The following is a 19357-nucleotide window of genomic DNA, read 5'->3' as shown; positions in this document are numbered from 1 at the left end:
TGAATCTCAAGATGCAGTCGAGATTAATTCTTGTAGACAGAAGTCATGGGTGTCGAGTCAGTCTGGGAAGAGGTGTTGAGAAGTCAGGACCAAATCGTCAGAAGCAGGTTTGAGTCGGAACCACAAAGACGAACGGACTTTGTGGTCCCTTCAGGGTATTACGCCGCTTGCACATGGGCTTGGGCTTCGAGTTTTTCAACCAACTCAGGCTCGAGTTTCAGCTGTCTACCCAGTTCCTCAAGATAGTTTTTTTCCATAGCATTTTGTTCATCCACAACGAGAAGGGAGGCAAGATAGACCTCAGAGGCTTCTTCAGGACCGAACACTTCATTAGCTACTTCTGCCGGATCAAGAGGTTTCTTCAATTCCTGCTGTACAAATTGATTCAGTTCTTGACTGGTTCCCATTGACTCGAAGGCTTTATAGATTCTTTCTCTTTCGGCTTCATCCACGTGGCCGTCGGCTTTGGCGGCGGCAATCATCGCCATCAGAATCACCTGATTCTGCCTTTCTTCATTTTCCTGCTGCAATTCCAGATCGCTGGAGTCTTGTTGGTTATCTTCAGGCTGATTGGCCCAGCCCTTGTAGGTTTTCAGTGCTAATGCTCCCAGGGCTGCTGCACCACCCGCTTCGGCTGCTTTACCTGCCATCGTGCAGCCTTTTTTGGCGTCAAGTAGCAGAGACAAAGCACCGCCAGTCAGTGCACCTTTTCCGAAGCCAGAAAAAATAGAGCCGCCTTCGCTGTCTGATGAAGAGGTTTCCAGTTCTCCCTCAAGTTTGTGTTTACCTTCACTGATCAGGGAAGAACCTGAGCTAACAACTTGATTAAATAAACCTTTAAAATCCATAACGGCCTCCCGTTCAGATTGTGCTCATAACGGGGTTACTATACGTGTGTTCGTCTGCTTAGCATGAATAGGCGGGGTAAAGGTTTGTTAGCATCGGGTAAGGATTATCAAAAGTTTTAGTGTAAGCCATCACTAATGTCAGAAGTTCGGGCTTTTTTGTATGAAGTGCGCAAGGCATGTGATTTTTAATTGGAAACGAGTATAGCTCAAATAGTTCGAAAAAGGTGAGGAGCAGGTTCATAATTTTTTATTTTATTTCAAAATTATGAATGGCGGCCATTGAGAACGCAAGCTATCTGCATTAGGTTAATCTATGGTCTGTGTTGAATAGCTTAAGTGGCAATCCTCCATTTTGACCCTGAGTAACTCTTATTGGACCATACATATTGCGGAATTGTTGCTTGCTCTGAGTACTGTGCATTGATAGAGTTTGCGGCATTTAAAGAAAGCCTTGAATCAAGGTAATACAGAAAATGCTGAAAAGGTTACGGGGTCTGTTTTCCAGCGATTTGTCAATCGACTTGGGAACGGCTAACACATTGGTCTATGTCCGCGAAAAGGGAATAGTCCTGAATGAGCCATCGGTTGTGGCCATTCGAAACTTGGGGCCACAGAAAAGCGTAGTCGCGGTAGGCGCTGATGCCAAGCGTATGCTGGGAAGAACACCAGGCAATATTACTGCCATCCGGCCCATGAAAGATGGTGTGATTGCAGACTTTGATGTCTGCGAGCGCATGCTTCAGCATTTTATTAACAAAGTGCATGAGAACAGTTTTATACAGCCCAGTCCTCGAGTACTTGTCTGTGTTCCCTGCAAGTCCACCAAAGTGGAACGCAGAGCCATTCGTGAATCCGTTCTGGGTGCTGGTGCCCGTGAAGTTTATCTGATTGAAGAGCCCATGGCAGCCGCTATTGGTGCTGGTTTGCCGGTAGAAGAAGCCAGTGGCTCCATGGTAGTCGATATTGGTGGTGGTACCACTGAAATTGCCATTATCTCTCTGAGCGGTGTTGTCTATTCCGAGTCTGTAAGAGTGGGTGGAGACCGTTTTGATGATGCGATCGTAACCTATGTTCGCCGCAACTATGGTAGCCTTATTGGTGACTCAACCGCTGAGCGCATCAAGCAAGAGATTGCTATTGCTTATGCCAGTGATGAGTTAATGGAAATCGACGTCCGTGGTCGTAATCTTGCTGAAGGTATTCCCCGCAGCTTTACCCTGAACAGCAGTGAAATTCTTGATGCCCTGCAGGAGTCCCTGAGTGCGATTGTTCAGGCGGTTAAAAGTGCACTGGAACAGTCTCCACCGGAACTGGCTTCCGACATTGCCGAGCGAGGTCTGGTGTTGACTGGTGGCGGTGCCTTGTTGCGTGACCTGGACAAACTGATCAGTGAAGAGACCGGCCTGCCCGTGCTGGTGGCTGAAGACCCGCTGACCTGCGTTGCCCGTGGCGGTGGTCGGGCTCTGGAAATGATGGACAAACATTGTATGGATTTACTGTCCACCGACTGAACGTCATTTGGGTTGCTTTCCAGCCAAACAACAGGCCAAGCGGTTTCCGCCTGGCCTGTTGTTATGAGTGAAGCCTGTATTTTTGTGAAATTAAAAGATTGAGTTCTCCGTGCAAATCACAGGAGCCAGCCATTAAATCGATATTTAGCCAGCAACAGTCTTTGGCGACACGTTTTGTCTTTTTGCTGAGTATTTGTATTGCCCTGCTGTTTGTTGATCACCGTTATGAGTACCTCTCTACTGCACGCTCCTGGTTAACAATGGCTGTTACCCCCCTGCAGTGGATCTCTGATTTGCCCTCCCGGGCTATTAGCATAGCTGATGAACTGGTGACTTCCCGAAGTGAGCTGCTTGAAGAAAATACCCGGCTGAAAGCCCGTAACCTGATTCTTGAACAAAAAGTTCAGAAGCTGGCATCTCTGACTGCCCAGAACCTACGCCTGAAGGAATTGCTGAATTCATCCGAACTTGTGGATGAGCAGGTTCTGGTGGCTGAAATCATTGGTATTGATCCGGACCCCTATGAACATATCGTGACGATCAATAAAGGTTCTACCGACGGGGTGTTCAGAGGTCAGGCCATTGTTGATGCCCACGGGGTTATGGGGCAGGTGATTGCCGTTAATCCGGTCAGTAGCCGGGTCATGCTGGTCACAGATACTGCCAGCAGGGTTCCTGTCCAGGTTAATCGCAGTGACTATCGTGCCATTGCCGTAGGCACCGGCAGTATGGATTCTGTCGAGCTGCTTCATATTTCCGACACAGTGGATATTAAGGAAGGTGACCTTTTGACCAGTTCGGGTCTGGGACAGATTTACCCGGTGGGCTACCCCTTGGGGAAAGTCAGGAAAATAGTGCGTACACCAGGGGAGGCGTTCGCCAGGATCGAGGTTCAGCTGATGGCTGAAGTCAACAGGACACGTTTTGTTCTGCTGGTCTTCCGTTCAAACGAAGACATGGAACCGAAATTGGCACCTGAGGCTAACAAGAAGGAGAGCCCATGAGTATGCAGAAAGCCAATGCTCACTGGATTGTCTGGTTTTCCGTGCTGGTTGCTTTCCTGTTTAGTATTTTACCTCTGCCAGCCTGGATCTCCATTGCCAGGCCATCCTGGGTGGCTATGGTGGTGCTTTATTGGGTCCTGGCTCTTCCAGAGCGTTTCGGATTATTTTTTGCTTTCTTCACCGGCTTGTTGATGGATGTTGTGCTGGGAACAACCTTTGGTCAGAATTCTATGGGATTGTTGCTGGTGGCTGTGATTGTGCTGGGTCTGCACCGCCGTTTGAGAATGTTCCCCTGGTGGCAGCAGGCCTTTATGGTGTTTGTGATTGTCGGTTTTTATCAGTTGCTGAATTTGTGGATTCGCAGTGCCCTGGGTAGAACGCCGCCGACCCTCTGGTATCTGGCGCCGGCCCTCACCAGCGCCGCATTTTGGCCATGGGTGTCTGCTATTTTAGGGGCACTGAGGCGAAACTTCAGAGTGACCTGATTATCATGATTTATCTTGCTTCCCAGTCGCCGCGCAGAAAGGAACTTCTCCAACAGATCGGTATTGCCTTTCAGCAGATTCATTGCGGGATTGATGAAACTCCGCTTTTGAGCGAGGCTCCTGAAGCCTATGTTACCCGAATGGCTGAAGAAAAAGCGCTGGCCGGATGGCAGCAGCTTACTCTTGACCATTTGCCAGCCAGACCTGTGCTGGCAGCTGATACATCAGTGATTCTGGGAATGAAAATACTCGGTAAACCCGAAAATGAGCCACAAGCCTGTGATATGCTGTTGTCATTAAGTGGGAATAGCCATGAGGTATTCACAGCAGTTGCGGTCACTGATGGTAATAATCTATCTGTGAGAGTATCCAGAACAGTGGTCAGAATGGCTGCTTTTGATCGGAAAGTGGCAGAAGCTTACGTCGCCACCGGTGAACCAATGGATAAGGCCGGTGCTTACGGTATCCAGGGAAAAGGAGCCGTTCTGGTAGACAGCATAACGGGAAGCTACACCGGCGTGGTGGGTTTGCCCGTTAAGGAAACCGCAGATCTGCTTCAGAATCTGGGCATTAGCCCATGGCACTCTCAGTCAGTAAAAAACTGATCAGAAAGAACCTCGGGAGACTGTTCAACAGCTTTCCTGCCAGACAAGGCTCCTTCGGTCTGGCAAATCGTTTTCAGGTATTTGTTTTGTTTTTTTAGTTTTTCTGGCAGGTCAGGATTGTCATTGAATTTTGAACCCTTCGGACTTACAGCCAAGATGGCCTTAAGTCCGAAGGGCTCTGGGAGGCTGACCAGCTCAAGGGGAAGGGAATGAGTGAAGAGATTCTGATGAATATCACGCCAATGGAATCGCGTGTGGCGCTGGTTGAAAATGGGGTACTTCAGGAAATTTACATTGAGAGAGCCTGTAGTCGAGGCATTGTCGGTAATATCTACAAGGGCAAAGTAGTCCGGGTTCTCCCCGGAATGCAGGCTGCTTTCGTGGATATCGGTCTCGAAAGGGCCGCTTTTATTCATGCCAGTGAAATTGCTCCCCGCAATGAGAGAGACAATGATGATCAATCGGAGCGACCGATTGTCGCGCTCGTTCATGAAGGTCAGTCGCTGGTTGTCCAGGTTACCAAAGATCCCCTGGGAACAAAAGGTGCCCGCCTGACCACACATATCTCTATCCCGGCCCGCTATCTGGTACTGATGCCTCATAATAATCATGTAGGCATTTCCCTGCGCATTGAAGATGGAGAAGAGCGCGAGCGTCTCAGAAAGCTGGTTGAAGAAGGCATGAGTGACGACGGGGAAGATCAGAAAGGCGGCTTTATTCTCAGAACAGCAGCAGAAGGTATTACCGAGGCAGAAGTGAAGGCCGATATTCTTTTCCTGAGAAGGCTATGGCAGACCATTGAAGAAACGGTTAAGGAAAACACGGCTCCGGCCACGATTTATGAAGACTTGCCTCTGCACTTGAGAACTATGCGTGACCTGGTGGAACCAGATATCGAGAAAATCCGAATTGATTCCAGGGAGACCTTCAATAAGGTCTCCAAGTTTGTCAAAAAACTGGTGCCCCTGGTGGATGGCAGGGTGGAATATTATCCGGGCGAGCGTCCAATTTTTGATCTGTTTGGGGTCGAAGACGAAATCAACAAGGCGCTCAGTCGCAAGGTGCAGTTGAAGTCAGGCGGCTATCTGATTATCGACCAGACTGAGGCCATGACCACGATTGATGTCAACACAGGGGCTTTCGTAGGTCATCGTAACCTCGAAGAAACTATCCTTAAGACCAATCTGGAAGCATCTGTAGCCATTGCCCGGCAGTTACGACTGCGAAACCTGGGTGGCATTATTATTATTGATTTTATCGATATGGAAGACCCGGAGCATCAGAGGCAGGTGCTGAGAACCTATGAGAGATCTCTGGAGAAAGATCACGCCAAAACCAACATCACTGGCGTGAGTGAACTGGGGTTGGTGGAAATGACCCGTAAGAGAACACGGGAGTCGCTGGAGAATGTGCTCTGTGAACCCTGTCCAACCTGTGATGGTCGTGGCACATTGAAAACAGCTGAAACAGTGTGCTATGAAATTTTCAGAGAAATTCTTCGAGCTGTTCGCGCTTATGATAGCCAGAGTTACACCGTTCTGGCATCTGAACAGGTGGTGGACCGCCTGCTGGATGAAGAGTCAAGTAATGTGGCAGATCTCGAAGAATTTATTCAAAAACCGATTCGTTTCCAGGTTGAACCCATATATAGCCAGGAACAGTTTGATGTGGTGCTGGTATAACCGGGAATAGGAACTCGTCAATGAAAAACAGATGGCCTGGTATTTTATGAGGTCAGATTCAAGACTGGTAACTTACCTCAAGTCTGCCGCTCTATGGAGCTTTCGCCTGGTCATGGCGGCCCTTCTTTTAATTGTATTGCTGGTGGCCGGGGTCCGGATTTTTATCGGATCCCTGCCCTTGTTGCAAGACTATCTGGTTGAATATCTTAACAACACGCTCGACACTTCTTTCGCTGTCGATCAGCTGGACGCCAACTGGGCTGGGGGTACTCCTACTCTCAACATCAAAGGGTTGACGCTTCAGGGCAATGCTTCTGAAGCTCCCGGTTTTGCTATCGAGCGCCTTGATCTCGAGCTGGATTTTAAAGCCAGTCTGATGAACCGGGCTCCGGTCTTTTCCTATCTGGAAGCAGAAGGTGTCACTCTGGCCATTGAAAGCGACAGTGATGGCGTGTGGTCACTCAGAGGAGTTCAATACATCCGTGACGACGGCAAGGGCTTTAACCTGCACAAAACTCTGGAGTTATTACAGCTTCAGGAACACATTGATGTCACCAATTTTTCCCTGACAATGCAGCCTTATGGCAGTGAGCCGCTGATTATTGATACCCGCTATTTTTTCTTGGTTGAAGAAGCGTCAGATCTAAAGCATCTTCAGACCAGAATTGTGACACAACAAGGGAGTCTGGAGTTCAAAGCATTGGGCAAGGGGATTGAAAGAAATGACATGACCTGGACCGGGCTTATCAAGGCCAGTGCACTGGACCTGGCTCCCTGGTCTGCGCTCTTTTCACAAGACATTCTTCAGTTGAAAGCCGCTCATTTGAAAAGCACGGAGTTGAAAACCGCACAATTGAATCTCGATGCTGAGTGGCAATATCTCGATGGTCAGTGGCAGTTGCAGGGAGATTTGAATCTGCCATCGATTGTCTACCAGAAAGATCAGCAACTGCTGCCGAATGCTGCTTTGTCGACTGAGCTTTCACTGGCGAGCAATTATCTGATTGGAAGTACAGACTGGCAGCTTGGGCTGCAAAATATGAGTCTGACGTCCGGCGCGCATCATCTTGGTCTTAACATCAAGATTCATGGCAAGAGGGAAAGAGAGCCGACTTACACGACTTCGGTTAACTCTGTTGATCTGGCAGTGCTCAAATCTTTTCTGGTCAATACTCAGCTAATGCCAGAGCTGGCTGATGAACTGTTCACTATTCTCAACCCGGCAGGTGAGCTCGATAACATATTTGCCCAATACCACCCTGATAAGCCACTTAGGGAGCAGCTGGATCTTTCTGCGAAACTGAAAGGCGTTTCAGTGGCTGCCTGGGAGGGAGCACCGTCTGCTTCAAACGTCAATGGCCATCTAAAAATGGGCATGATCAGCGGCTATTTTGACCTGGATACAGAAAATTTTACATTGGGGCTGACCAAACTGTTTCGCGATGTCTGGCACTTTGATACTGCCCAGGCAAGGCTGAGTTGGGATGTACTGGATAAGAAGAATTTCTTTCAGCTGAGTAGCGATGATATCACTATAAAAGCACCCGAGGGTAATCTCAGTGGTCGGCTGAGGCTCGATATTCCTCTGGATGGCAAGGAGCCCATTGTCATGGACCTGAATGTGGGCATGAAAAACGGTGATGCCAGCTATACGCCAAAATACCTGCCCAGCCATCTGCCAACGCTTTCAAAAGAGCTGGTCGAGTGGCTTGATTCCAGTATCAAAGGGGCCGAAATTTACCAAGGGCGCTTTACCTACGGTGGTCCGCTGGAAGACACTGACGACTCTGATGCTGTGAAGTGGGGACTCTATTTCGATGTCAATAAAGCGCGTCTGGATTATGATCCTGACTGGCCAGAAGTCTATGACGCCCGGGGACAGGTGTGGGTGGATAACGACAACATCAAGATTGAATTGGCCTCAGCAAAGTTATTGGCTGCAAAGCTCAGTCATGTCCAGGCTGATCTGGCGCTGGATAAAAATCTGGATTTGAATATCTCTGGTCAGGTGGCCGCTACAGGCACGGATCTCGAAAAGCTCTTGACAGAGACCCCCATAGCTCAGCGGCTGAAGGGAGAAGCAAAGAAGTGGACGATTCGTGGAGACCTGAATGGCAGCATTCAGTTAGGGATTCCACTTGAGCGTACCATAGATACGTCAGTTGACGTAAGTATGGAAACATCGGGAGCGTATTTCGGCATAGATGCGGCGGACATCCAGATTGAAGACATTGAAGGTGTCTTGAATTTCAGTACTGAAACCGGATTGTCTGCTGAAAAAGTGAGGGGTCGCTTTCTGGGTGATGCTGTTGAGGCTCGAGTTTACACCGATATGAAGAATAAAACTGAGCCTGAAGTCCATGTCCACTGGAACGGTTCTGTTTCTGCTGAAGGACTTCAGCAATGGCTTCAGCTGGATGCTCTCAGTTTTCTCGAAGGTGCCAGTCACTACAAAGGCGAGTTAATACTGGGCGGCAAGCCTGCTGACCTTCAGTTGAAAGTGACCAGTGACATGAAAGGCATGGAAATCGAGCTTCCGGCGCCTCTAAAAGTAGCGGCTGGCCAGACAGTGCCTTTTGAACTGCGTCTTAATCAATTCACTCATCGAGGTGAACTGGATACTGCTGTTTTGGATATAGTTCTTGGCAGGACAGCACAGGCCAGAATTCAGTTTGAGAATGGTTTCAAGTATAAGTCTGCTGTCGTTCTGCTTGGCAATAAAGGTAAATTGCCGACTATGAAGCCCGATAAAATTGTACTGTCCGGGCAACTATCCAAACTTGATCTGATGCCATGGAAACGTCAGTTTGAAGGGCAGCCGGGTGACACAACAGAAAAGACTCTGGTGAGTCAGATAGAAGTCCGTCAATTGAAGATTGACCGACTCATCTGCAATAAAGAAACTCTGAATAATCTGGTGTTTAACCTGTTTCATGAAGCCCGTGGCACACGTCTTGATTTAAGCAGTGACACGATAGATGGTAGTTTGATAATACCTGAGGATCAGAAGCAACCCTACCAACTGAATTTGAAAAAGCTGCATTTTTCCCAAGATCCTGCAAAGAATGAAGCTACTGCCGGGCATAAAGGTGTATTGGCTGATATCCGGCCTTTAGATCTGCCCAATGCTGATGTCTCCATTAGCTCTCTTAAGTTAGGCAGCAGGAATCTGGGTTCAGTTGCTTTTGGTTTGAGACCCTTTCCTGATGGTAAACGTATTGAGGATCTGAAAATCAATCTGCAGAAGATGGAGTTATCCGGAGATCTGGATTGGACCTATATCAATGGTCAGCAGAGAACTTTTTTTAATGAGCATCTGACGGGGTCGGGAATTCAGGCTCTTCAGGAAGCTCTGGGTATCTCACCATTTGTTTCCGCAGAGAAGACGACCATTGAAGGAAAACTGGCCTGGGATGGACCTCCGATGGGGATCAATATGGCGTCACTGACAGGTGCCGTCAGACTGACACTGGAAAGTGGCACCCTGCAGAAGTTGGAAGGGGGGGCCGGAGCCCTGAAAATGTTCGGCATCCTGAATATGGAGGCACTGACCCGGCGTTTGCGGCTCGATTTTTCTGACCTCTACAAGAAAGGCATCAGTTTTGACCGTATGGATGGGGGCGTGCGGTTCGACGAAGGGGTTATTACTTTCGATAAGCCTCTTGAAATTCAGGGGCCTTCATCGAACTTCAAGCTGGATGGTCACATAGACACTCTTTCCGAGAGGATGGATATGAGCCTGGTTATTACACTTCCTCTATCGTCTAATTTGCCAATACTCAGTGTTTTGCTGGGGTCTGCGCCTCAGGTGGCTGGTCTGATTTATCTGGCGGATGTGTTGGTGGGCAAACAAGTGGATCAGCTGGCCAGTATTCGCTACCGGATCAAAGGCTCTTTTGATAATCCTGAAGTGACTCTGGATCGGTTATTCTCAGGCAAAGCCCGAAAACCAGACCAGACAGAGATTCCCAAGCGGAAAAAACCCTGAGTCAGAAACAAGATTGAGCAAAATGAGAATGCTTTTTCTATCCATAGGTGTGACAATCTCACTATGTCTGCCCGCTCCGAATCCACTAGGAGCTTGTCCGAGAATAGCGCCCGTCTAGGCGACCCCGTAGCGAGGACGGCAGAAAATTGAGGATGAAAATTCGGTTTTGTGAGGAGAATAGCGAGCTATTTGACGAACAAAAGCTGATTTTCAGACCAATTTGCTGCCGCCGCACGACTGCATGGATGCAGGAGCTAGAGCAACGCAGGAGCAGTTGCCGCGTAGGGCAGTCTATTCTCGGCCAGCCTCCCAGGGCAGGCTATGGATAATAGCAAAGGCCTGAATAAACTATGACCGACATTCTTACACAGGCGCGAAATCATTTGCTGGCGCCGGCAAATATCGGTAACAACGAATTGGGCAGAGTACTTGACAGTATTCTCGGCCATTCGGTAGATGCTGCGGACCTCTACTTTCAGTCCACACGCCATGAAGCCTGGTCGTTGGAAGACAGTATTATCAAGGAAGGCAGCTTCAATGTAGACCGGGGTGTGGGTGTACGTGCTATCAGCGGCGAGAAAACCGGTTTTGCCTATTCCAACGAAATTATATTACCGGCCCTGGAGCAGGCTGCGGGTGCGGCTCGCAGTATTGCCCGTCAGGGGCAGGAACATCAGATTCAGGCCTGGAACCGCAGCCAGCCACTGGCTTTATATGGCATGGATAATCCTTTGGATTCTATGAGCCGTGAAGAGAAAGTGGCACTGCTCAAGGCTGTTGATCAGGAAGCCAGAAAAGCGGATCCAGCGGTTAAGCAGGTGAATGTCAGCCTGGCGGGGGCCCATGAAGTGATTCTGGTGGCTGCTTCTGATGGTACACTGGCAGCAGACATTCGCCCGCTGGTTCGTATGAGCGTCAGTGTCATTGCCGAGAAAGATGGCCGTATTGAGCGAGGTTCTGCCGGTGGTGGTGGCCGTGGTGACTATCTGCAGTTTATCCGGAATGACAAAGGTTTGGGCTACGCCCGTGAAGCGGTGCGACAGGCTCTGGTGAATCTTGAGGCCGTTGCTGCTCCGGCTGGGACCATGCCAGTGGTATTGGCTCCGGGCTGGTCGGGTGTTCTCTTGCATGAAGCCGTAGGTCATGGTCTGGAAGGCGACTTTAACCGTAAGGGAAGTTCTTCCTATTCGGGTCGCATCGGTGAAAGAGTTGCTTCCCCACTGTGCACCATTGTTGATGATGGCACTCTGACAGGCCGCAGAGGTTCCCTGAATCTTGACGACGAAGGCGTACCGACCGAATCAACGGTTCTGGTTGAGAACGGTATCCTGAAAGGTTACATGCAGGACAAGCTGAATGCTCGTCTGATGGGTGTCGCTCCAACGGGTAATGGACGTCGGGAGTCTTATTCTCATCTGCCCATGCCGCGAATGACCAATACTTACATGCTGGCCGGCAAGAGCGATCCGGGTGAGATTATTACCAGTGTTGACAAAGGTATCTATGTTGCCAATATGGGCGGTGGTCAGGTCGATATTACTTCTGGCAAATTTGTATTCTCTACCAGTGAGGCTTACCTGATTGAGAATGGCAAGATCACTACCCCGGTTAAAGGCGCTACCCTCATCGGCAACGGTCCCGATGTGATGAATCAGGTGTCTATGGTTGGCAATGATCTTGAGCTGGATCCGGGCATTGGCGTCTGCGGTAAAGACGGTCAGTCTGTGCCTGTTGGCGTGGGCCAGCCTACGCTTAAGATTGATGAAATCACGGTAGGCGGAACGGCCTGATCATTATGGGAAGTGGCCGGTGAAACTGCCTACCTATCGAACTCTGTGGGCAGTTCACGATTTTCATGATGTTGCTTCAGCAAAGCGATGTCAGAAGCAATGGTTCTCCCCTGTGAAAGAGGTGGGAGTTGATCCGGTTCGAAAAAGCCGACCTCTGATATCTCGATATTGGCAGTGGGACTACCGCCCTTGAGTTCGCAGAGAAACAGCATTTTGATCAGGTGATGGGGGTTTGTGGGGTAGTAGGGATGTTTATGAACATCGCGAACAGCCACCAGCTTCCCGGCTTTGACAACATACCCTGATTCTTCCAGAGTTTCCCGTTCTGCTCCCAGGGCCGGAGACTCACAGACGTCGGCCCAGCCACCCGGCAGGGCCCAGCGATCATCAGAGCGCTCTCTCACCAGCAGGATACGACCTTCCTGAAACACCCCGGCCCGGATATCGAGCTTGGGTGTGGTGTAGCCATTCTCAGGAAGAAAAAAATGATCAACTTTTTCAATGGGAGCACCGGCGAGAAGTGCCGTCATTTCGTGGGCAATGCCCTGGAGCTGATGGTAGCGCTCCAGGTCAAAGTCGCCATCAGCATAAGTTATTCCGTTTTGGGCTATAGCGCGAATCTTTTCAGCCCAGCCTATCCATGGATTTTTCTGCATGATATTTGCCTGTCCATTGATGAATCTGTTCACTCTAGTACAGTCGGCTGGAGCTGAGTATTACTTTGACAGTTCAGCTTCTACTTCCTCTTTTGTCCGACCAGATCCGAGAAGCGCAGCAAACCTTCGGCTACCGGGTGAGGACTCCAGCAGTACTTTTATGCTGATGGTCAATGGAACTGAGAGCAGCATGCCAATGGGACCCAGTAACCAGCCCCAGATCAGTAACGATAAAAAAACGACCATGGATGAAAGGCCAAGCCCTTTACCCAAAACTCTGGGCTCAAGCATGTTACCAATCAGCATGTTGATCGCGAAATAGCCTGTTGAAACAAATATCGCTTCAGAAAAACCCAGTTGCAGCAAAGTGATTAGAATACCGGGTATCGCCGCCAGTATGGAACCAATGTTTGGAATAAAGTTCAGGGCAAAAGCCAGAATGCCACCGAGCAGGTAAAAGTTAACCCCTTGTGACCATAGCATCAGAGCGACCAGCAATCCGGTGAGCAGACTGATTGCCGTCTTCAGGGCAACATAATGATTGACCGAGGCAACAAATCTTTCGAGATCTTTCAGTTGCTGGTCCGGATTGGGCATGGCGCGGACCAGCTTATTTTTTAGCAGCGGAGCCTCGGCCAGCATGAATATAACCGTCAGAAAGATCAGAAAAGCATAACTGGTGGCACTGCCCATATGACTTAGCATGGACGTTAAAAAGCCAAACAGGGACGAGGTATCCAGTGGTTCAGTGATGGATTTCAGATCCAGATTAATGTTGCGCTGTGCCAGTGTGTCACTGATCTGATGGAACATATCGATCATTTGCTGCTTGTACCCTGGCAGTGCCCTGGCAAATTCCTGTAACGCACTGCCAATGGAAGCCACAATCATCATCATAGTAATGATAAGCACCGAGACCACCAAGAAAATACCCAGCACCCTGGGAATATGCAGTCGGCTCAAGGCATTGATAGCAGGGTTCAGAAGGATCGCCAGGAAGTAGGAAAACAGCAGGAGGGAGAGTATTTCACTGCCCAGACGGATACCGGCAAGAATGATCACCAGTGAAGCAGCTGTCACTAAATAGCGACTAATGTTCTGTATTTCGGCTGATTGCATACTTGACTCTTGCTCCTTTTGCATATGTTCAAGACTCAAGATCTGACTCCTCTGCTTGCAAAAATTGATTGTCATCATCGTTGCCAGCCATGAAGAGTCCAGGGCGAATGCTACGCCGATCCACCTTGGCTAACTTAGTAAGAAAGTTGCCGTCATTCTACTAAAATGCTTTCTAAACAGGCTTGCCTGGATGTATCGCAGATGAAGCCGCATTAGGTCAAGTCGAGCTTAATCCTGGCAAAGGGAACATCGCAATGACTATATACAGCATTTTGAGGAAACCATCAAAAATAAAGTTGTGCCTGATCTCATTACACAGGGTGCCAGGGCCATTGGACTGGTCTTGGTATTGTCGTGCAAATTAAAAAGTCGATCATGCACTAAAATCCAACTATGTGGGGCTAAAGATGATTAAAAATATCTCATGCTTGTTTTTAATATCAATGATCGCATTGACATCTAACCTTGCCTTCTCTGGCAATTGCACAATAGTCACAAAGACATATGTAGAAAGTCTCAAGAACGGTAACGAATGCAATGGCATACTGCCATTATTCAGCAACAAAGATGACTTGGTGTATTCACCCAAATATGGAGAGATTACAGCTAAAAACTTATTTTGTCATAAAGACAAAGATGTCAAGTATGATGTCGTTAATCAACAGCTTTTGAATGACTGCGTGTTAAGTTTAACTCTGAATATTGAGGGCATTAATAACTCATATGTTGATGTTTTTGTACTTGATGAAAATGGGAAAATCAAATCTTTATCCATTTTTCCTGACCCATCAACATTGTAATTGACATTCACTCCCACCGCTACGTGGGTGGGCGTCAGGTCTTGATCCTGCTGCTTTTGGTTATGTTTGAGATTCAAGACCCGATCCCGCTGCTGCTCACGGTAAACCTGAACCCGGTCTCGGAATGAGTGGGTCCGGAAATTTAAGGGGAGCGAGTCATCAGGTGTTCAGGTAACGACTCAAAACGTGCTGTTTGAAGTGATCTGCATTCAGTGGCTCGCCAGTAGCCTTAGTATAAAGTTCGTGGGTTTCCAGCTTGCTGCCCTGCTGCCAGATGTTTTCTGTCAGCCAGTTAAATACCGGCTCCAGATCACCATTAGCGATGCGACTTTCTACATCGGGTAATTGTCGTTTAACAGCAGCAAACTGCTGGGCTGCATACATGGCACCCAGAGTATAACTCGGGAAGTAACCAAAAGCGCCCATTGGCCAGTGAATGTCTTGCATGCAGCCGGTGCTATGCTTTTCGCCGGTGGATAGACCCAGGTAAGCCTGCATTTTCTCATTCCAGATCTGGGGCAGGTCATCCACCTGCAGGTCTCCTTCGATCAACGCCTTCTCGATTTCATAACGCAGGATCACATGCATGGGATAACTTATTTCATCGGCATCAACACGAATAAAGCCGGGCTTTACCCGGTTGTAGATCTTCTCAAGATTGGTCTGGCTGAAACGTTCATCTTCCTGACCTCTTGCCAGATGTTTCACGATCAGAGGCCTTATCAGATGCAGGAACTGGGGGCTGCGGCCCAGTTGCATTTCAAAAAACAGACTCTGGCCTTCGTGGACCCCCATGGAACGATAAGAGCCCAGCGGCAGCGCCCTCAGATCTGCCGGAAGATTCTGGTTATAGCGGGCATGACCTGTCTCGTGGATGGTTCCCATCAGGGATTCAACGAAGTCTCGTTCGTTATAACGGGTTGTGAGGCGAACATCTTCCGGAACCCCTCCACAGAATGGGTGAACACTGACGTCCAGTCGGCCATGGTCGAAGTCAAAACCCAGCAGTTTCATTACATCCAGCCCCAGGGCTTTCTGGCTTTCAGTCGGGTAGTGGCCCTGACTGGCTATCAGAGAATCATTTTTTTGCTGTTCGACAACGGTTTGCAGGGTTTCTGGCAGCCAGCTCTTGAGATTGCCAAAAAGAACATCCAGCTCTTTTGAGGTCATACCGGGTTCATAAAGCTCGAGCATGGCATCGTAGCCTTTGGCACCGGAAGCAGCGGAGCGGATACTGGCTTCTTCACGGGCCAGTTTGACGACTTCTTTCAGGTTTTCGGAAAAGCCTTGCCAGTTGTTTTCCGGGCGCTGGGTTCGCCAGGCATGTTCGCACTTCGAGCTGGCCAGAGACTGAGCTTTGACCAGATCTGCTGGCATGACCGAAGCCTTTCTCCAACTGCGTTCCATTTCCCGGATAGAACTTTGTATGACCGGGTCGTCAGCTTTTTCCCGGGCTTCCTGAAGCCATTGGCTAACCTGTTCTTCAGTCAGCAGTTGATGTATCAGGCTGGAGAGTTCTGCAAGGGCTTCAGAGCGGGCCTGGTTGCCCCCGGAAGGCATCATGGCTGCCTGATCCCAGCTCGCCATGGCAGACAGATGTTGGAAACGGTAAAGCTTGTTGAAACGTTCTACAAGATGGTTGTAAGCCTGGTTCATAGTTCTGGTTCCATTGTTTTGGTTATTGTAACGGTTGAATTCTGTCGAGTAATCATCCCGGCTTTTGGCCGTTGACAGAGCGAAGCTTCATCCAGTGCAGAATGGTTATCCTATACTAGCAGCCTGTCGGACTTAAGCGTCCGTAGCGAGGATTGCAAGAAATTGAGGATAAAAATCTCTGTTTCTGAGGAGAATAGCGACCTATTTGACGAAGAAACAGGGATTTTTAGACCAATTTATTGCAACCACACGACTGCATGGATGCAGGAGCTAGAGCAACGCAGGAGCAGTTGCCGCGTAGGACAGTCTTAAGTCCGACAGGCTGCTAGACTCCTTTTTCTGTCGGCTATTTATTACGGGTAAGATGGAGTCTGAATTTATGCCAAAGCCGTTTTTTCTGACTGTTTCAAAACCTTATTATCACAAATATAAAGTAAAACGCTTTGTGCTTTTGTGCGCTGTTCTCTTTGCTCCTGCAGCGATTGAGGGTGTCGCAAAACTCTGGTTCCCATGCTTCAGCGTAGGAAACCATACCTTGGCTCACGCTGAAGAGTCCGGTTTTCAGGAAGGGGTGTGCATTCCCGCGCAGAGCGTGGGAACAAGTTGTTGGAGTTTTGCGACACCCTCAGTCAGCGGGCAGGTGTCTGATGAAGACCCTGCTGTTTGTCAAAAATTTCAACCACCTGAGAGCAAGTCAGGACAATTGGTCGACTGGCTGTTGCGCAATGGCTACGAAATGAAGGAGCAAGGCTGTTGGCAGACCTATATCCAATTGGGCCCCCAGGGGATGCAGGAAGCGGCTATGCACTCGCGTTTTCAGGACCGGGTTCGAATTGCTCTGGCGGTGGCTTCCATTTACTTCTATCAGGGTGATTATGACCAGTCTCGCAAAGTGGCTGAGGAAGCCAGCAACTATGCTCAGGAGCACGAAGAGTGGGATGGATACATTGCCAGCCTGGCTCATTTGTCCGGGGTGGCCAGGGCTCAGGGTCGGGACGAGGCGGCGCTTGACTATACCAAAAAAGGCATGGAAGTGATAGAGAAACACCAGCCCGTTGACCCGTACCTTAAGGCTACGACGCTTTATAATCTGGGTGCGTTTCTCAGTGATTCGAATAAACCTGATCTGGGTCGTGCCAGAATAGCATTGGTGAGATCTCTTGCCCTCTATCATCATCTGAAAAATCATTACGAAATCGTCCGTACACACTTGAGGTTGGCAAGAATTGATTACCTTGAAGGTGACTACGACAGTGCTCTGATTGTTATTGAATCTGTAAAAAAACTTGAAGCCCTTGCTGGGGCTGAGAGTCCACGTACCCGGATGCTAACTCACTACATGGCGGCAAAAGTTCATCATCGTCTGGAAAATTGGGACACGGCGAGAGCGGAAGTCCTGAAATCACTGGCTCTGTCTGATCGCATGAATGCCAGGGAGGATGGGAAAAGAGCAAGAGCTTTGCTGGCTGCGATTGATAATAAGACTTTCGTTAACGATTAGTGCAGCTAAGCGTTAATATCCGTACCATTTCAACTTGCTCCCATGCTGCTGCATTGGAGTGTGACCAGCTCCCCGTATGCATTCCCTCGCAGAGCATGGGAACGAGAAGATCGTGTTTAGCCATCACTGTGGCGGTTTTTCAGTTTATTATACAGAGTTTCAGAATAGGCATTTGACACCAGCTTGATATATTCATTGACGGCAATTTTTCTGAGTTCATTCGTGAACAACAAAGAACCAATAGCGGCATCCGAGATCAAATTAGTTGTAATCTGTCTTCCTTCTTTTTTGAACTTCTCCAGTTTTTCTCTTGAGTCCCAGATGGATTTATTGACTTTCTCTCTCACGGCACCCCGACAGTTTGCTACAAACTGGCGTTCTTGCTCGGGAGTAAGAGCAGGTAAAGATACATTGCTGTACTGAATCTTTTTTGCCACCAGCTCGAGTAATTCAGAAAAGTTTTTACCACCTGGAAAAAATTGCTGCATTCCTGCCTGAGACAGGTTGAGTACAGGTGAACTCCCCATTAGCTTTACCATTTTAATCCCGTCTTCACCCTTGAATGACTCGGGTTTTCCTTTAATCCCCAACGCAAGCTCCCGGGCTGCTCTGAAAATAAGACCGGCATTGTCAGAATCACCTCCCATACCTTCAATCCAGTCTTTTACGGCTTTTTTAAAGAAGCTATGGGATATCTTCTGGCGCAAAGCAGTATGATCCTGACCGAACTGAACATCAAAGTCAGTCTGATAAGCAGTGTTAGAAGCGTTCAACCCGTTTCTTCCTATTAGATAGGAACGCAGATCATTTACCAACATAATCGAATTCGATGCTTTATCGAATTGAAACACCAATGCATCACTCGTATAATCAACAGCATCATTTTCAGGCTCTTGTGCAGAATCTTTCTGTGGAGGCAGCTTCAACGCATTTAATAGCAACAGAGCCTCTTTTTCGGTTATTTTGTGCGTTGCGGGGTCATACCCCTGAGAAAAAAAAGCATCAAATACCTTATTGACGTCAGCGTCAGGAAAAGCATTCTGAAGTGCAGCTTTGAAACTATCATTGACCTCAACACGCGTTGGCTCTTTATGCTTTGGCCTGAACAGTCGGCCAATCCATGACGTTTTCGGAACAATCTCACCCGATTTGGAATTATAACTAACACATTCTGTGAGATACGCTGCTTGATGCTTATCCGTCTCCGTCTCAGAAGAAAAAGCAGATAAAATAGCCCGGGAAAAGTGAACCGGGGCACGCTTACTTAAAACCGGTGAAGGGGCCGTGGCTACCACATCCCTTGCCAAAACACTTTTCCCCTCCAAGGTAGAACCAGGGGCTTCAGGCGATGGAGTATATCGCCGGGAATTGTCCACCGAACTGACCCGATATCCAAATATTAGTGCTTTAGCAGCCCTGCTAACCGCAGCAATACGACTCTCGCCTTGATCCAGAGTCATTCTGTAAGTATGCTTGCACCCCTCCATACGACCCATTGGCTTTTGATCCATTGGTTTATCATCTTTGTATTCACCTTATAATGCTGTATCGGCTGAAAACTCAGGTGGATTAAGTGAGTGAGACTTTCGTTAACGATTAGTGCAGCCAAGCGTTAATCTCCGTACCATTTCAACTCGCTCCCACGCTGCTGCATCGGAGTGTGACCAGCTCCCCGTATGCATTCCAACGCAAAGCGTGGGAACGAGGAGAAA

14 protein-coding genes are annotated in these 19357 nt (G+C 48.7%); 9 read left to right on the top strand and 5 right to left on the bottom strand.

Features of this window, described 5'->3' with window-relative positions:
• Positions 1-158: 158 nt before the first annotated feature.
• Positions 159-848, bottom strand: a complete 690-nt coding sequence (locus tag ACOMHB_RS19675; RefSeq protein WP_448217893.1) for a tellurite resistance TerB family protein — start codon at positions 846-848, stop codon at positions 159-161.
• Positions 849-1321: 473 nt separating this feature from the next.
• Here ACOMHB_RS19675 and ACOMHB_RS19670 point away from each other — a divergent pair, with 473 nt between their 5' ends.
• The 7 genes from ACOMHB_RS19670 (at position 1322) to tldD (ending at position 11913) form a co-directional block, all read left to right on the top strand.
• Positions 1322-2359, top strand: coding sequence for a rod shape-determining protein (locus tag ACOMHB_RS19670; protein WP_317145571.1), 1038 nt, complete (start codon positions 1322-1324; stop codon positions 2357-2359).
• Between the two features lie 98 nt (positions 2360-2457).
• Complete coding sequence (mreC, locus tag ACOMHB_RS19665; RefSeq protein ID WP_448217892.1) at positions 2458-3363, top strand: rod shape-determining protein MreC; 906 nt, start codon at positions 2458-2460, stop codon at positions 3361-3363.
• Positions 3360-3848 (top strand): rod shape-determining protein MreD, encoded by a 489-nt coding sequence (gene mreD / locus ACOMHB_RS19660; protein ID WP_448217891.1) that lies wholly within the window; start codon positions 3360-3362, stop codon positions 3846-3848. Before mreC ends, mreD begins: the two co-directional genes overlap by 4 nt.
• Before the next feature lie 5 nt (positions 3849-3853).
• Positions 3854-4453, top strand: a complete 600-nt coding sequence (locus tag ACOMHB_RS19655) for a Maf family protein (protein ID WP_422134780.1) — start codon at positions 3854-3856, stop codon at positions 4451-4453.
• 209 nt (positions 4454-4662) lie between these two features.
• Positions 4663-6135 carry a ribonuclease G gene (gene rng, locus ACOMHB_RS19650; RefSeq protein ID WP_422134779.1) on the top strand — a complete coding sequence of 491 codons (1473 nt, stop codon included), beginning with the start codon at positions 4663-4665 and terminating at the stop codon, positions 6133-6135.
• Between the two features lie 31 nt (positions 6136-6166).
• Complete coding sequence (locus ACOMHB_RS19645) at positions 6167-10123, top strand: YhdP family protein (RefSeq protein ID WP_448217890.1); 3957 nt, start codon at positions 6167-6169, stop codon at positions 10121-10123.
• 350 nt (positions 10124-10473) lie between these two features.
• Complete coding sequence (tldD, locus tag ACOMHB_RS19640; protein ID WP_448217889.1) at positions 10474-11913, top strand: metalloprotease TldD; 1440 nt, start codon at positions 10474-10476, stop codon at positions 11911-11913.
• A 29-nt stretch (positions 11914-11942) separates the two neighbouring features.
• On the opposite strand, the gene ACOMHB_RS19635 is transcribed toward tldD, so the two are convergent.
• A complete protein-coding gene (locus tag ACOMHB_RS19635) occupies positions 11943-12569 on the bottom strand; it encodes an NUDIX hydrolase (protein ID WP_448217888.1) in 627 nt (208 codons plus the stop codon).
• 60 nt (positions 12570-12629) lie between these two features.
• Positions 12630-13727 carry an AI-2E family transporter gene (locus ACOMHB_RS19630; protein WP_448217887.1) on the bottom strand — a complete coding sequence of 366 codons (1098 nt, stop codon included), beginning with the start codon at positions 13725-13727 and terminating at the stop codon, positions 12630-12632.
• 368 nt (positions 13728-14095) lie between these two features.
• Between ACOMHB_RS19630 and ACOMHB_RS19625 the strand changes: the two genes are divergently transcribed.
• Positions 14096-14488 carry a hypothetical protein gene (locus tag ACOMHB_RS19625; protein ID WP_448217886.1) on the top strand — a complete coding sequence of 131 codons (393 nt, stop codon included), beginning with the start codon at positions 14096-14098 and terminating at the stop codon, positions 14486-14488.
• A gap of 159 nt (positions 14489-14647) precedes the next feature.
• On the opposite strand, the gene ACOMHB_RS19620 is transcribed toward ACOMHB_RS19625, so the two are convergent.
• Entirely contained in the window at positions 14648-16144 is a 1497-nt protein-coding gene (locus ACOMHB_RS19620; protein ID WP_448217885.1) for a carboxypeptidase M32, read from the bottom strand.
• 379 nt (positions 16145-16523) lie between these two features.
• Here ACOMHB_RS19620 and ACOMHB_RS19615 point away from each other — a divergent pair, with 379 nt between their 5' ends.
• On the top strand, positions 16524-17645 hold the full coding sequence (locus tag ACOMHB_RS19615) for a tetratricopeptide repeat protein (RefSeq protein ID WP_448217884.1): 1122 nt from the start codon (positions 16524-16526) through the stop codon (positions 17643-17645).
• A 116-nt stretch (positions 17646-17761) separates the two neighbouring features.
• On the opposite strand, the gene ACOMHB_RS19610 is transcribed toward ACOMHB_RS19615, so the two are convergent.
• Positions 17762-19156 (bottom strand): hypothetical protein, encoded by a 1395-nt coding sequence (locus ACOMHB_RS19610; protein ID WP_448217883.1) that lies wholly within the window; start codon positions 19154-19156, stop codon positions 17762-17764.
• Positions 19157-19357: the final 201 nt, after the last annotated feature.

The sequence above is a fragment of the Endozoicomonas sp. 2B-B genome (assembly GCF_053470045.1).
This window is presented reverse-complemented; position numbering and strand designations above follow the sequence as displayed.